This is a genomic window from Novosphingobium sp. 18050 (assembly GCF_902706195.1).
In the GTDB taxonomy this organism is placed as follows: domain Bacteria; phylum Pseudomonadota; class Alphaproteobacteria; order Sphingomonadales; family Sphingomonadaceae; genus Novosphingobium.
Window position 1 is genome coordinate 1 of the sequence record NZ_CACSJO010000004.1, and the last position, 14,195, is coordinate 14,195.

Genomic DNA, 14,195 nt, shown 5'->3' on the forward strand with positions numbered 1-14,195 from the left:
CTTCAACCCGCAAACCTCAATCACCCTCAAATCCGGCTCATCTCCGGCAATGACGCTACGCGCCCGCCGCCTGCCCAAAATCCAAATCTTGGCCTGCGCTGACCAACACGATGAATTTTCCGGGCTAGGTCGTGGAGCGCACCTTCGGTTGAATGATGCGCTGGAAACGGCTCGTTCGCGATTACGAGCAGCGGATCCATGTCTCCGAGGCCATGAGCCATGTCGCTCTCGGCAGCCTCATGCTCCGCAGAATTGCCCACCCATAAGCATTCTCAAACGGAATTTAGGTAATTACACAGAATTGATAAAAATTTATTCTTCCCACAAAGAATGACGAAGGGAATTTATTTGGGCCCAATGATCAAGATATATTTGAAATTTCTTACAAATTACCCGGAAATTACGATCAATAAATAATAAAATAAAAATCATCATATCATCGAAACGAATATTTGCAGGAGGCAAGTTGAATGGCAATCCGGAATTGGCGCCACAAGATCAACCACCGCCACTACTTGAGTACTGCACCTCTGGCCCTTCTTGCCAATAGCCCGCGAATGACGTCGCGCTGCGCACGATCCGCGATATTTGCTGCTGCAGCCGCCGGCATCGCGGTTGGCGCAAATGTAGCGAGTGCTCATACCGATGCTTTGGGCTATCTCGTATCCGACGGCTCGGCGGCCGGCTTGTTCAATGTCCAGATCATCTATGGGAGCTGGCATTCTGGTATCGTCTCGGCAGAAGGCGCTGTGCAATTAAATCGGGCCGATAGCTCGACAGTCGGTACGCAGGCGTTCTCCATCCTGCTGAGCAACGCTCCCGACGGCGCGCTCCCCGCCGGCCTAACGCCTGGACAGAACTTCTTCTACGTCAGCGCAGACGGCAACTCACTGGTTTCGACTCCAAACAACGCCGTATATAATTTTCAGGCTGCAACCTTCAACGATGTCGTCACTGGCACTTATACGTTCGCTTATGCCAGCACGAGCGGCCTGACCCAAGTCTGGACTCCGGCTGGAAATGCTGTTTCGTCTGGAACTTTTACCGTGACTTCGAACGGCGGTGTGACCGTGCCGGGGCAAGCAAACGATATCGACACTGCAAATTCAAGCTATGGTTCGAGCAACCTCGGCACATCGGTGAACCCGAGTTTCACGGGTGGTACTCTCCTGATCGATCAGGTTGACCAGACCTATTCGAACAATTTCTCTCTGGACAGCACAGCTACAAACACGCTCGACATGAACGGCAACGCGACCGTGCTGTCGGGCGCCTTCTCGGACACTGCAGCGGGAACGCCGGGCGTCATTACCTATGAGGATTCCGGTAGCGGTGGCCAGGTGACACTCACTGGTCCCGGGACGTACACGGGAACCACTACGCTCAACTCCGGCACACTCATACTCGCCGGAACCGCAACGCTTGGCGCAGATGGCGCTTCGACCATAGTGAACGGCGGGACGCTCGACCTCGGTGGAACCAGCCAAGTGCAGGCTTCGGTGACTCAGGCTGGCGGCATTATCGAAAACGGAACATTCACTGTCGGTACTTACACGCTGACGGGCGGCACGCTGGCAAGCGGCGCAGTTATTGATACCGCAGCCACGATTGATGCGCAGGCCGGCGCGGTCGATGGTGCGCTTACCGGAACAGCCGGGCTTACAAAGAGCGGCGACGGCACCGTAACGCTGGCCAGCGCCAACGACTACACCGGCGGCACTGTCGTCGATGCCGGGACATTGGCGCTGAGCGGCACGGGAACGCTGGGTTCGACCAGCGGGACGACAACGCTCAATGGCGGAACGCTTGACCTGGGTAGCACGAGCCAGACCCAGACTTCGCTGACGCAGACCGGCGGAACCGTCCAGAATGGCACTTTCGCAGTAGGCAGCTACACTCTGACCGGGGGCACGCTGGCTAGCAATTCGGTGGTCAATGCCGACAACACAATCGATGTACAGGTGGGGAGGATCAACGGCACGCTGACCGGAACTGCCGGTCTCGCCAAGACAGGCACCGATGGTGTCGAACTGAGCGGCGCCAACAGCTACACCGGCAATACGGTCATCGAAGACGGGACATTAGCGCTGAGCGGCGCAGGTACGCTGGGATCTGCCGATGGCAGCACCACCATCAATCGCGGAACGCTCGACCTTGGAGGAACAAGCCAGATACAGGCATCACTGACGCAAGGCAGTGCAACAATTCTGAACGGAACGCTGACCCTCGATAGCTACACGATGTTGAACGGAACTCTCGCGAATACCGTGGTCGCCGATGTGCGAGATACCATCGACGCGGAGTCGGGGATGATAGCTGGCACACTGACCGGCACGGCCAGCCTCACCAAGACCGGCGGCGGCTTGCTCACGCTGAACAGTGCCAACAACTATAGCGGCGGTACTACCGTGAATGGGGGCAGTTTGGCACTCGGCGGCAGTGGCAGCATCATCTCGTCGGTTGCCGTAGGCACGCAGGGCATATTCGACATCAGTGCCGCGGACGGGGATCGTGCGCTTACAACCATGACGGGCGCGGGCGGGATCGAACTGGGTAGCAATACCCTGACGCTTACGCAGGCCAGCGGCGCCTATGCCGGATTGATTAGCGGCGCAGGCGGGTTGATACTGTCCGCGCAGCAGGGCTACGCACTGGAAGGTGCCAGTACCTATTCCGGCGGCACCTCCCTTCTCGTCGGCACCCTCTCGCTGGGGCACAGCAATGCGCTCGGCACAGGCACACTAGCCATGAGCGAGTTCACCGCGATCAATCTGACCCAGAGCGATATGGTAATCGGCAACGCCATCACCGTGAGCGGCGATCCCACGATCGACGTGGCCACGGGCATCGCCGCAACCGTCGCCGGGACGATCGCCGATGGGAACGAACCGGGCGATATTGTCAAGACAGGCGGCGGTACGCTGATCTTCACCGGCAATAACACCTATTCCGCCGGTACGACTATCTCCGGAGGCACGCTTCAACTCGGCAATGGCGGGACAAGCGGCGCAATTGTCGGTAACGTTCTCAACAACGCGGAACTGGCATTCAACCGCTCCGACGTGGTTACTTTTGCAAGCACGATCTCGGGCACCGGAGCGGTCGCGCAGACCGGCACGGGAACCACGACGTTTACAGGCGTGAACACCTACTCGGGCGGGACAACGATCTCCGAAGGGACCCTGATCGGTTCCGTGACGAGCTTCGGAAGCGGTGCGATCCTCAACAACTCTGTTTTGGCCATAAACCAATCGACCGACGCGAATTTCGCGAACGCGGTAAACGGCACCGGCACTTTCAACAAGCAGGGTGCGGGCGTCGTTACTCTGACAGGGACGAGCGGCCTTTCAGGCGTGACGAACGTCGCGCAGGGTGAACTGAACGTCATGGGTTCCCTCGCGGCATCGCGGGTGACGCTCGCTGGCGGGACCAAGCTTTCCGGCACGGGCATCGTTGGCGGCATCACCGCGTCATCGGGATCCACGATCGCGCCGGGTGGAGCAACCGTCGGTACGCTTGCCGTGAACGGCAACGTCGCGCAGCAGGCGAATTCGACCTACGCCGTCCAAGTGACTGCCGGAACTTCACTTTCGGACCGCATTGCCGTATCGGGCGCCGCCGCTCTGGCTAACGGCGCGGCATTGGTCGTGGTCAGGACGAACCCTGGCACGCGCTACGCACTCGGTACGCGCTATACGGTACTCACCACGGCGAACGGTGTAGCCGGCACATATACGCTGACGGGCGATACGGCGGTATCGGCCTTCTATAATCTCGTCGCCGGTTATGACGCCCGCAACATCTACCTTGATGTGGCGCAGACCAGCAGCTTCGTCTCAGCCGGGACTACGCCCAATGAGCGTAGCGTCGCCGGTGCTCTGGATGCGCTCGACGCGGCAGTCGGCCTGCGCAATGCCTTGGGCTACGTCCAAACCTTCGAAGAAGCACGAGGCGCCTTTCGGCAGCTATCGGGTGAAATTCACTCCTCCGCCAAGAGCGCTTTGATCCAGGATAGCCAGTATCTGCGTGATGCAGTATCGGCACGGCTACTGTCCGAAATCGATGGGAAGAAAGCCGAACGTCCCGGCGTCTCCATCTGGGGCAATGGTTACGGCTCGTGGGGCTCCCTCGCGGGTAACGGCAACGCTGGCGTCCTGCATCGCTCGGCCCGAGGCTTGCTGGCCGGCGCGGACATATCGCTCGGCGATACGGCGCGAGGCGGCGTGATGGGCGGCTACAGTCGCTCGAAGTTCAATACAGCGCAGCACCGGGATTCCGGCGAGAGCGACAATTACCATCTCGGGGCCTATGCCGGGGCCAATGTCGGGCCGTTGAACCTGCAGATCGGCGCAGCCTATACCTGGCACAAACTCAATATCGATCGCTCGGTTCTGTTCGCCGGCTTCAGCGATGATCTGGCATCACGGTACAATGGTAATACCGCGCAGGTGTTCGGCGAGGCGGGGTACCGCATCAGCGTAAATAGCGGTTACTTTGAGCCGTTCGCACAGGTCAGCCACGTGAGCCTTCATACCGATGCCTTTACCGAAAGAGGCGGAGACGCAGCACTGGCTGGGCGGTCCAGGAAGACCCAAGTCACCTTCTCGACCCTGGGCCTGCGCGGCAATGTCGATGTAGCGAATGAAGGAGCGCTTCGACTGTTCTGGTCGACCGGGTGGCGCCGCGCCTTCGGCAACCGGACGCCGTTCACCGACATGCACTTCGACGCAGGTACGCAGGTCTTCGGGATTGCGGGCGCGCCGTTAGCAAAGAACGCAGCCGCACTGCAGGCGGGGATTGAAGCCTCGGTGGCATCGGGCATCAGCATCAGCGCGTCGTATTCCGGCCAGACCGGGCGCAATGTGCAGGATCATGGGGTGAAGGGTAACCTGACGTGGCGCTTCTGACGATGCATGTGCTGAATATCCGCGAAGGCCTTTGTGCGTGAAGGTTGAATTTGGCGGAGCCGTACACTTCGTGCGCGTCGGCGGAGGGATAGTGGCCGGGTTTCTGGCCGCTGGAGCAGCCGCGGCAACGAACAGTCCCACGCCAGCACTGCATGAGCGCTTCGGCGATTGGGAAGTGACCTGTGTTCAGGTGGAAAAGGCGACAAAATGCTCGATCCTCCAGCAACAGGGTACAAGATCTGCGTCAGGCGAAGGTATCCAGCGAACGATTGCCGTCGAAATCCAGGCTGTACCGGACGGCGCCGTCGGCACGCTGCTGACGCCGTTCGGCGTGGATCTAGCCAAAGGCGTCGTTCTACGTCTCGACAGGGCCGGACCGCCGCTGCCTTTCAAGACGTGCCTGCCGTCTGGATGCGTGGTGCCACTGCAGTTCGGCAAAGAGGCAATTCAGGCTCTCCGCAGCGCAGCCCTGCTTCACATCTCCTTCGCAACCGCAGGGGACGGGCGGACGATTGACTTTCCGATTTCGCTTGGCGGGTTCGGACAGGCCTTGGATCGGATTGCAGTGCTGCAAAGCACGAAGAAAGTATCTCAGTTTGGGAATCAAAACTGACGGCAACAAAGATTTTCGGGAAGGCGGATTTCACGGCTCAGATCAACCCGCCTCCATCGGTCAGGGCAGAAGCAGTGACGAATCGCCGTAAGAGTAGAAACGGTAGCCATTTTCGATGGCGTAGGCGTAAACCGCCTGCATCCGTTCCAGCCCCATCAGTGCCGACACCAGCATAAACAGGGTAGACTTGGGCAGATGGAAATTCGTCATCAGCCCGTCGATCGCCTTGAAGCGGTAACCGGGGGTGATGAAGATCGAGGTGTCGCCCTCGAAGGGCTGGATCACGCCGTCCTCGCCGGTCGCGCTTTCGAGTGCGCGGAGGGAGGTGGTTCCTACCGCGATCAGCCGTCCACCAGCTGCGCGCACGGCGTTGAGGCGGTCGGCGGTGGCGGCGTCGATACGCCCCCATTCGGCATGCATCCGGTGTTCTGCGGTGTCATCGGCCTTGACCGGCAGGAATGTGCCCGCACCGACATGGAGGGTCAGCGTCTCGCTTCCGATCCCGGCGTTGGTTAGTGCCTCCATCAGCTCCGGCGTGAAGTGCAGCGCGGCTGTGGGCGCGGCTACGGCACCTTTTTCCCGGGCGAACATGGTCTGGTAATCGCTGGCGTCCGCCTCGTCGGTGGGTCGTTTACCGGCGATGTAAGGGGGCAGCGGCATCCGGCCCGCGCGTTCAAGCAGCACTTCGACGGGCTCGTCCCCCTGGAAAGCGAGGGTCCAGCTGCCGTCGTCATGGCGCTCCTCGGCCACAGCGGTGACCTCGGCCGGAAAGGCCACGACGTCGCCTGCCTTCAGGCGCTTGCCATTGCGCACGAAGGCCTGCCAGCGGCGCAAGTCGATGCGCTTGTGCAGGGTGGCGCCGATCTTTGCCTCGCCCCGAATGCCTTCGAGCTGGGCCGGGATGACACGGGTGTCGTTGAACACCAGCACGTCGCCCGCGCGCAAGGCGCCCGGCAGATCGCGTACATGGCGGTCGGAGAAAGGACCCTGCCCGTCCACCACCAGCATCTGCGCCGCATCGCGCGGACGCGCCGGGCGCAGGGCTATGCTTTCAGGGGGAAGGTCGAAGTCGAAAAGGTCAACGCGCATGGCGCGGCGGGCTAGACCAGTGCGGGCCCTTCGACAAGCTCGGGGTGAGCAGACGGCGAGAATCCCGCCCTGCTCACCGCGAAACTAACGAAGTTCAGTTCGACTTGGAGTTGTTAAGCTGCGCTGCCGTCGGCACCGGCGCTACAGGAGCGACCGCAGGTGTCGGGGCGGGGGCCGGCTTGTTCTCCGAAGCCAGCGAGGCCTGGATCACCTTTGTCGGGTTCTCGGGCGGTTCACCGCGCTGGATCGCATCGACATAGTTCATGCCCGCGATCACGCGGCCGAACACGGTGTACTTATGGTCCAGCGCAAAGCGCGGGTAGAACACGATGAAGAATTGGCTGTTCGCGCTGTTCGGCTCGTTGGTGCGGGCCATCGACACCGTGCCGCGCAGGTGCGGCATCGAATTGAACTCGGCTTCGAGGTCAGGGAGGTCGGAACCGCCCTGCCCGGTACCGGTCGGATCACCGGTCTGCGCCATGAAGCCGTCGATCACGCGGTGGAAGATGACGCCGTTGTAGAAGCCGCGCTTGGCCAGCGTCTTGATCCGCTCGATGTGGTGGGGAGCCCACTGCGGCATCAGGCGAATGGCAACGCGGCCGCCGTCCGACAGGTCCAGCAGGAGGACATCGTCGGGATCGTGGGTGATGTCGGTATCGATCAGGGTGGGCAGCGCGGCAGGTGCCGGGGTGACCGGCTCCTTGTCCTTGGCGAACGCCGGCGCAGCCACGAGCGCAGCGCCAAACATCAACGCAGTCAGGGGGAGGCGAAACTTCATGGATTACTCACAGGCCAATTATTTCTGGATCCGGCCGATCCCAGGCTTTGCGCGATAGAGCGCGGCCGCTGTCGACACAATGAACGAATTTCCGGTCGGCCCGCCAGCCCGCACAGATCAGTAGTCTCCCAGAAGACCGTTCTGGGCAATCCGTGCGACCACGTCCTCGCGCGCTGCAGGACTGACGAACTTCGCGATATCCCCCCCGAACATCGCAATTTCCTTCACCAGCTTGGAAGCAATCGGCTGCAGGCCCACGTCCGCCATCAGGAACACCGTCTCGATGGTGGAATTGAGCTGCTGGTTCATGCCGGCCATCTGGTATTCGTATTCGAAGTCCGCAACAGCGCGCAGGCCGCGCACTATCACGCTAGCGCCCTGCACTTGCGCGAATTTCATCAGCAGCGCGTTGAAGCCGACTACTGACACGTTGTCGATCCCCATCGTCGCCACTTCGCGCGTGACCATGGCCATGCGCTCGTCCGGCGTGAACAACGGGTTCTTCGACGGATTGGTGGTCACGCCGATAATCAGCTTGTCGACCAGCTTGGCGCCGCGCCGGATGATATCGGCATGCCCCAGGGTGATCGGGTCGAACGTGCCGGGGTAAACGCCGATGCGTTCTACAGCCATCAGTGATCCCTCTCGATGATATAGCGCGCAAGGCTGCGCAGCAGGTCTGCCTCGCGCCCGTGCTGGGCAAGGTGGCCAACAGCCTGCTCGACGAGCATTCGGGCCTGGTCGCGCGCGCGGTCCGGGCCGAGCAGCGAAACGAAAGTTTCCTTGCCGGCCTTCGCATCCTTGCCCACCGCCTTGCCGGCGACCGAAGCATCGCCTTCGTGGTCGATAAGGTCGTCGGCGATCTGGAAGGCCAGGCCGATATCGCGCGCGTAGCCGCGTAGATGGCCCCGCCCTTCCGGCTGCACACGGCCCAGAATAGCGCCCATTTCCACCGCCGCGCCCAGCAAGGCGCCGGTCTTGAGCTGCTGGAGCCGGGTGACGGTCTGCAGGTCGAACTCGCTGGTTTCGGCGACGAGGTCCATCATCTGGCCGCCCGCCATCCCCTGTGCGCCGCTGGCAGCGCCAAGCGTGCGCACCAGTTCGATGGCGGTGAAAGGGTCCGGGCTGGTGACCGGGTCCGACAGAACTTCGAAAGCGAAAGCGTGGAGAGAATCGCCCGCCAGTACCGCGGTCGCCTCGTCGAAGGCGATATGCAGCGTCGGCTTGCCATGGCGCAGGGCATCATTGTCCATGCACGGCAGGTCGTCGTGGATCAGGGAATAGACATGGATCGATTCGATGGCGACAGCGGCGCGGATCGCCGCCTCGCGCTGGACGCCGTACATCTCTGCGACGGATGCCAGCAGCAACGGCCGCAGCCGCTTGCCGCCGCCGATCGCGGCATAGCGCATCGCCTCGATCAAGCGCGCGCGGGCATCGTCAGGAACGGGAAGCAGCGCATCGAACGCGCTGTCGATCTCTTCGGCGATGCGCGAAAGGCCGTCAGCCAGCAGCGAATCGGGGACGCCCACGGCGCTCATGCGTCAGCGATCCGGCGCATCGAAAGGCTGGGTGCCGACGGCAGCGCCGTCGGGCCCGGCAACGATCTTCTCGATCCGGGCCTGCGCCGCATCAAGGCGTTTCTGGCAATGCTGGCGCAGCTTCTCACCCTTTTCGTAGAGCGAGATCGAGTCCTCCAGCGGCACGTCGCCGCTTTCCAACTGGCGCACGATGGTTTCCAGCGCGCGCAGGGCGTCTTCAAAGCTGAGGGGATCGATGATTTGCGTCTCGGAAGCCATGCCGCAGCAATGGCGGGCCGGATTGGGCCGGTCAAGGTGGCGCCCGCGAAATTACGGTGTGATCGCCCGGCCGGACCGCCACCCGCACAATCGCGCAACAAGCCATCTAGCGCGCGCGCATCGACATGGCTAAGGCGCGTGCCATGAGCACGATCACCGCAGAAGTCGTCGAGGCGCATGGCCTCAACCCCGAGGAATACGCGCGCGTCCTGAGCGCGCTGGGTCGAGAGCCGAACCTCGTCGAACTCGGCATCTTCTCGGTCATGTGGTCCGAGCACTGCTCGTACAAGTCGAGCCGCTTCCACCTGAAGAAGCTTCCTACCGAAGCGCCCTGGGTGATTTGTGGCCCTGGCGAGAACGCCGGCATCATCGACATCGGCGACGGACAGGCCGCCATCTTCAAGATGGAAAGCCACAACCACCCGAGCTACATCGAGCCCTACCAGGGCGCGGCGACGGGCGTTGGCGGCATCCTGCGCGACGTGTTCACGATGGGCGCGCGCCCGGTTGCCAACATGAACGCGCTGCGCTTCGGCCGGCCCGATCACCCCAAGATGAAGCATCTGGTCAAGGGCGTGGTCGCGGGCATCGGCGGCTACGGCAACTGCGTGGGCGTGCCCACCGTCGGCGGTGAGACCAATTTCCACAAGGCCTACGACGGCAACATCCTCGTCAACGCGATGACCGTGGGCGTGGCCGATACCAACAAGATCTTCTACTCTGCCGCCACCGGCCTAGGTAACCCGATCGTCTACGTCGGATCGAAGACCGGCCGCGACGGCATCCACGGCGCGACCATGGCAAGTGCCGACTTCGGTGACGACATCGACGAAAAGCGCCCGACCGTGCAGGTCGGCGATCCGTTCGTCGAGAAGCTGCTGATCGAGGCCTGCCTCGAACTGATGGCGACCGATGCCATCGTCGCGATCCAAGACATGGGCGCAGCGGGCCTGACATCCTCGTCGGTCGAAATGGCCAGCAAGGGCGGCGCCGGCATTCGCCTGAACATGAACATGGTGCCCTGCCGCGAAGAGGCGATGACGCCTTACGAGATGATGCTCAGCGAGTCGCAGGAGCGCATGCTGATGGTCCTCCAGCCCGGCAAGGAGCCGATGGCGGAGGCTATCTTCAAAAAGTGGGAACTGGACTTTGCTGTGATCGGCGAAGTCACCGACACCGGCCATATGGTGCTGGAATTTGACGGCGAAGTCGTTTGCGACATCCCGCTTGGTCCGCTGGCCGACGATGCGCCGGAATACGAACGTCCTTACGTCACGGCTGAGGAATACAAAGCGTGGGCCGCCGTTCCGGCGTTGGGCGATGTGCCTGCAACGACTGACATCGGCGCGGACCTGCTCAAACTGATGGGCGGCGCGGACCTCGCATCTCGCAAGTGGATCTGGGAGCAGTACGACAGCCAGGTCGGCGCCGACACGATGCAGAAGTCCGGCGGTGACGCTGCGGTGGTGCGCGTGCACGGGACGCAAAAGGCGCTGGCGATCAGCACCGACTGTAGCCCGCGTTATTGCTACGCCGACCCTTATGAGGGCGGCAAGCAGGCCGTTGCCGAGACGTATCGCAACATCAGCGCCGTTGGCGGTCTGCCGCTGGCGATCACCAACTGCCTCAACTTCGCGAACCCGCAGCGTCCCCAGATCATGGCGCAGATCGTCGGCTGCCTGAACGGCATGGGCGATGCGTGCCGCGCGCTCGATTATCCGATCGTCTCGGGCAACGTGTCGCTCTACAACGAATCGAAGGCCACCGGCGGCGGCTCGGCGATCCTGCCGACCCCGGCGATCGGCGGCGTCGGCCTGCTGGCGGACCACGACAAGATGGCCACCGTTGCGTTCAAGGCAGAGGGTGAAGACATCTTCCTGCTCGGCGGCGAGGGCACGCACCTTGGTCAGTCCCTCTGGCTCAAGGACATCGGCGAGCGTGAGGGCGGCGATGCGCCGGTGGTCGACCTCAATGCTGAAGCCGCCAATGGTGCGACTGTGCGCGGCTGGATCGGCGAGGGCAAGGTGACGGCCGTCCACGACGTGAGCGACGGCGGCCTCATCGTCGCGCTTGCTGAAATGGCGCTGGCGAGCGGCCTTGGCTGCATCCTCGATGGTGATCTCACCACGGCGCAGGCATTTGGTGAAGACCAGTCGCGCTACGTGCTGACGGCGGCTGCGGGCACCGTGCTTCCAGGCGCAGTGAAGATCGGTTCTGTCAACGGCACCACCGTTGCAGGAGTCGAAATCGCGGTGCTGCGCGAAGCCAACGAAGCCTTTTTCAGGGATTGGATGGAAGCCTGATCTTTCGCCGCCCTGAACCAAATTCGGGGCGGCGTTACCCCGGTCCGGCGCCCGCCAGCACGTTCACGCTCAGCGCCAGGATGCCGAGGTTAAAGGCAAAAGCGAACAGGCCGTGAAAGGTCGAGACGCGGCGCATCGAGGTCTTCGTGATCGCGATGTCCGCGGTCTGGCACGTCATTCCGATGACCAAGCCAAAGTTCACAAAATCTGAGAAGTCCGGCGTGCAATCACCCGGAAAATCAAGACCTTCATGATCCCCTCCGGAGCGCGGCGAGTAATATAACCGCGCATAGTGGAACGCGAAGATCAGGTTGGTGAAAGTCCAGCTTGCCACCAGCGTGAGCACCAGCAGGGCGATCCCGCCCGCGCTCAGCGCGCCCTTGTCGAGTATCAGCAGGCTCAGCGCGACCAGCACCACACTGCTGATGACGCCGCTGAGGATAAGAACCAGGAACTGTCCGGCATCGTCCCGCAGCGACTGGCACCGCATGATTTCGGGGGTGCCCCTGATCCAGAGCGGGACGCACGACGCAGCGAAAGCGAAGACCGCAAGGTCGAAACCGGCGATCACCGCTTCTGCACCGCGCAGAAGCAGGGTGAAGGCAGGCGCCGCCAGCGCGAATACGGCAAGGAATAGCAGGTAACGAGGGTGGCTGAGGCGTACCGACATCTCTGCTCCTGCATTGGTCTCGGTGGACTAACGCATGGAACATAATGCGGTTCGACAAAAACGTCGTCCCGAATCAAGTCCGGGACGAAGGGATCACATGACCCACTGGCTCTCCGGGATTCCCAGGAGGCGCAGCACACTTGTCAGGTCGCCGCGGTCGATCCAGCCATTGGCAGCGATGCGCGCCTTGGGCTTGGCATGATAGGCGATACCGTAAGTCGCCGCTTCCAGCATCGGAATGTCGTTGGCGCCGTCGCCGGTGGCGAGGCAGGTGGCGCCCTCGCCCAGTTTCGCCATTTCGGCAAGCAGCGTGGCCTTCTTGACCGCCGAGTCGACGATCCCGCCCTCAAGCCCGCCGGTGAGCTTGCCGTTCGCGACTTCGAGGCGGTTACCCACGACGCGCTCGAAACCAAGCTGCGCAGCAACGGGATCGGCGAAGTGGTGGAAGCCGCCAGTGACCAGCACGGTACGACAGCCCAGCTTCTTCAGCGTCTCGACCAGGGTTTTGGCCCCCGGCATAGGGCGGATACGGGCGGCCAGGCATTCGTCTATAGCGCTGGTGGACAGGCCCTCCAGCAGGCCGACGCGCTCGTACAGGGCCTGCTCAAAGTCCAGTTCGCCCTGCATGGCCCGCTCGGTGATCGCAGCAATGCGCTCCTTGAGGCCGGCGAAATCGCCCAGTTCGTCGATGCATTCCTGCCCGATCATGGTCGAATCCATGTCCGAGATGAACAGGCGCGGCACGATCGGCTCCTCTGCGGTCACAAGGCCGTCGGTGGGCTGGAAGTGCGCGTCGAGCGCCTCGCGCATGGCCGCAGCATCATCGTCAGGCGAGTCGATCTGCATGGTCTGGCCGCAGAAATCGAGCATGGAAGCATCGGCAATCCGCACCCCTGCCTGCTGCATCTGGGCCTTCGCGGCTTCGAGTCTTGCCGAAAGGTGGTCCGGTTCTGCTATCAGCCGCGCTATGAGCACTGCGAATTCCCTTGATACGCCATACGATATCGACGCCGGAGACCGGCCGCCGCTGGCGCTCATTGCAGGGCCGACCGCCAGCGGCAAGAGCGATTGTGCCGTCGCGCTGGGTCAGGAACTGGAAAGACGCGGGCGCCGCGCAGTAGTCATCAATGCCGACAGTTCCCAGGTCTACAGCGATCTTACCGTACTGAGCGCCCGCCCGACCCGTGAAGAAATGGGCGGAATCGATCATCGTCTGTTCGGCGCCTGGGACGGTACTCAAGGTTGCTCCGCCGCCGATTGGGCGAAGGCCGCACGCGAGACCATCGCCGACGTTCACGCCTCCGGCGCGGTCCCGATCCTCGTCGGCGGCACCGGACTTTATATCCGCACGCTGCTGGACGGCATTGCCCCGGTCCCGCCGATCGATCCCGAGATACGCGAGGCCGTGCGCGCCCTGCCCGTGGACCGGGCCTACTCCGCGCTTCAGGTCGAAGACCCGGAACGCGCGGGCCGCCTCGCCCCCGCCGACACCACTCGCGTGGCGCGCGCGCTGGAAGTCGTTCGCTCCACCGGGCACGGACTTGCCCATTGGCAGGCGCAGACCAGCGGCGGCATCGGCCACGCCTTGGCTATCCACCCAGCCATCCTGCTGCCCGAGCGTCAGATGCTGTTCGCCCGCTGTGACCTGCGCTTTCAGCGCATGATCGAGCGCGGTGCGCTGGCCGAGGTCGAGGCGTTGATGGCGCGCGGCCTCGATCCCGACATGCCGGTGATGCGCGCCATCGGCGTACCCGAACTCGCCGGAGTGGTGGTCGGAAACTGGACCATGGAGGAAGCCGCCGCGCGCGGAGCGCAGGCCACCCGCAATTACGCCAAGCGGCAATTCACATGGCTCAGGCACCAGCCACCTGCCGAATGGACTCGAGTCTCGTTTCAAAATTACAATGCAGAGACTTTGAATGACATTTTATTTCGCGTGATGGGGTTGACCTGACATATCCGCTTGCCTAGAGCGCCCTTCTACCTTGCTGATTGGAAGTATGCAGGGAGGAGAGGGACGGCCCGGTACGCCATTG

The 14,195-nt window shown here is 62.5% G+C and carries 11 protein-coding genes and 1 pseudogene; 5 read left to right on the forward strand and 7 right to left on the reverse strand.

Translation table 11 applies throughout. The annotated features are described in order from the left end of the window. Positions 1-128: 128 nt before the first annotated feature. The 3 genes and pseudogenes from GVL61_RS05740 to GVL61_RS05750 all read left to right on the forward strand — a co-directional run. A pseudogene (locus GVL61_RS05740) lies at positions 129-266 on the forward strand (IS5/IS1182 family transposase); the annotation flags it as partial. Positions 267-470: 204 nt separating this feature from the next. Further along, positions 471-4,907, forward strand: coding sequence for an autotransporter domain-containing protein (locus GVL61_RS05745; RefSeq protein WP_159977930.1), 4,437 nt, complete (start codon positions 471-473; stop codon positions 4,905-4,907). Positions 4,908-4,944: 37 nt separating this feature from the next. Further along, the gene (locus GVL61_RS05750) at positions 4,945-5,520 is read left to right on the forward strand and encodes an invasion associated locus B family protein (RefSeq protein WP_159977932.1); all 576 of its coding nucleotides are present in this window, start codon (positions 4,945-4,947) and stop codon (positions 5,518-5,520) included. A gap of 60 nt (positions 5,521-5,580) precedes the next feature. Here the strand turns inward: GVL61_RS05750 and queA are convergent, their stop codons facing one another. The 5 genes from queA to GVL61_RS05775 form a co-directional block, all read right to left on the reverse strand. Beyond that, entirely contained in the window at positions 5,581-6,609 is a 1,029-nt protein-coding gene (gene queA, locus GVL61_RS05755; RefSeq protein WP_159977934.1) for a tRNA preQ1(34) S-adenosylmethionine ribosyltransferase-isomerase QueA, read from the reverse strand. Between the two features lie 94 nt (positions 6,610-6,703). After that, entirely contained in the window at positions 6,704-7,387 is a 684-nt protein-coding gene (locus GVL61_RS05760; RefSeq protein ID WP_159977936.1) for a peptidylprolyl isomerase, read from the reverse strand. Between the two features lie 117 nt (positions 7,388-7,504). Further along, positions 7,505-8,020, reverse strand: coding sequence for a pantetheine-phosphate adenylyltransferase (gene coaD, locus GVL61_RS05765; RefSeq protein ID WP_159977938.1), 516 nt, complete (start codon positions 8,018-8,020; stop codon positions 7,505-7,507). Continuing rightward, positions 8,020-8,928, reverse strand: a complete 909-nt coding sequence (locus GVL61_RS05770; protein ID WP_043972933.1) for a polyprenyl synthetase family protein — start codon at positions 8,926-8,928, stop codon at positions 8,020-8,022. The genes coaD and GVL61_RS05770 overlap by 1 nt, the downstream gene beginning before the upstream one ends. 3 nt (positions 8,929-8,931) lie before the next feature. Next, positions 8,932-9,186 carry an exodeoxyribonuclease VII small subunit gene (locus GVL61_RS05775; RefSeq protein ID WP_159977940.1) on the reverse strand — a complete coding sequence of 85 codons (255 nt, stop codon included), beginning with the start codon at positions 9,184-9,186 and terminating at the stop codon, positions 8,932-8,934. A gap of 143 nt (positions 9,187-9,329) precedes the next feature. Here GVL61_RS05775 and purL point away from each other — a divergent pair, with 143 nt between their 5' ends. Beyond that, complete coding sequence (gene purL, locus GVL61_RS05780; protein WP_159977942.1) at positions 9,330-11,489, forward strand: phosphoribosylformylglycinamidine synthase subunit PurL; 2,160 nt, start codon at positions 9,330-9,332, stop codon at positions 11,487-11,489. Between the two features lie 34 nt (positions 11,490-11,523). Here purL and GVL61_RS05785 read toward each other — a convergent pair whose 3' ends face one another. Both GVL61_RS05785 and serB read right to left on the reverse strand, forming a co-directional pair. Further along, entirely contained in the window at positions 11,524-12,159 is a 636-nt protein-coding gene (locus GVL61_RS05785) for a DUF1345 domain-containing protein (protein ID WP_159977944.1), read from the reverse strand. Positions 12,160-12,252: 93 nt separating this feature from the next. After that, on the reverse strand, positions 12,253-13,134 hold the full coding sequence (gene serB / locus GVL61_RS05790) for a phosphoserine phosphatase SerB (protein WP_159977946.1): 882 nt from the start codon (positions 13,132-13,134) through the stop codon (positions 12,253-12,255). Between serB and miaA the strand changes: the two genes are divergently transcribed. After that, on the forward strand, positions 13,127-14,113 hold the full coding sequence (gene miaA / locus GVL61_RS05795; protein WP_159977948.1) for a tRNA (adenosine(37)-N6)-dimethylallyltransferase MiaA: 987 nt from the start codon (positions 13,127-13,129) through the stop codon (positions 14,111-14,113). The two genes, serB and miaA, sit on opposite strands and share 8 nt — an antisense overlap. The last annotated feature ends 82 nt before the right edge of the window (positions 14,114-14,195 follow it).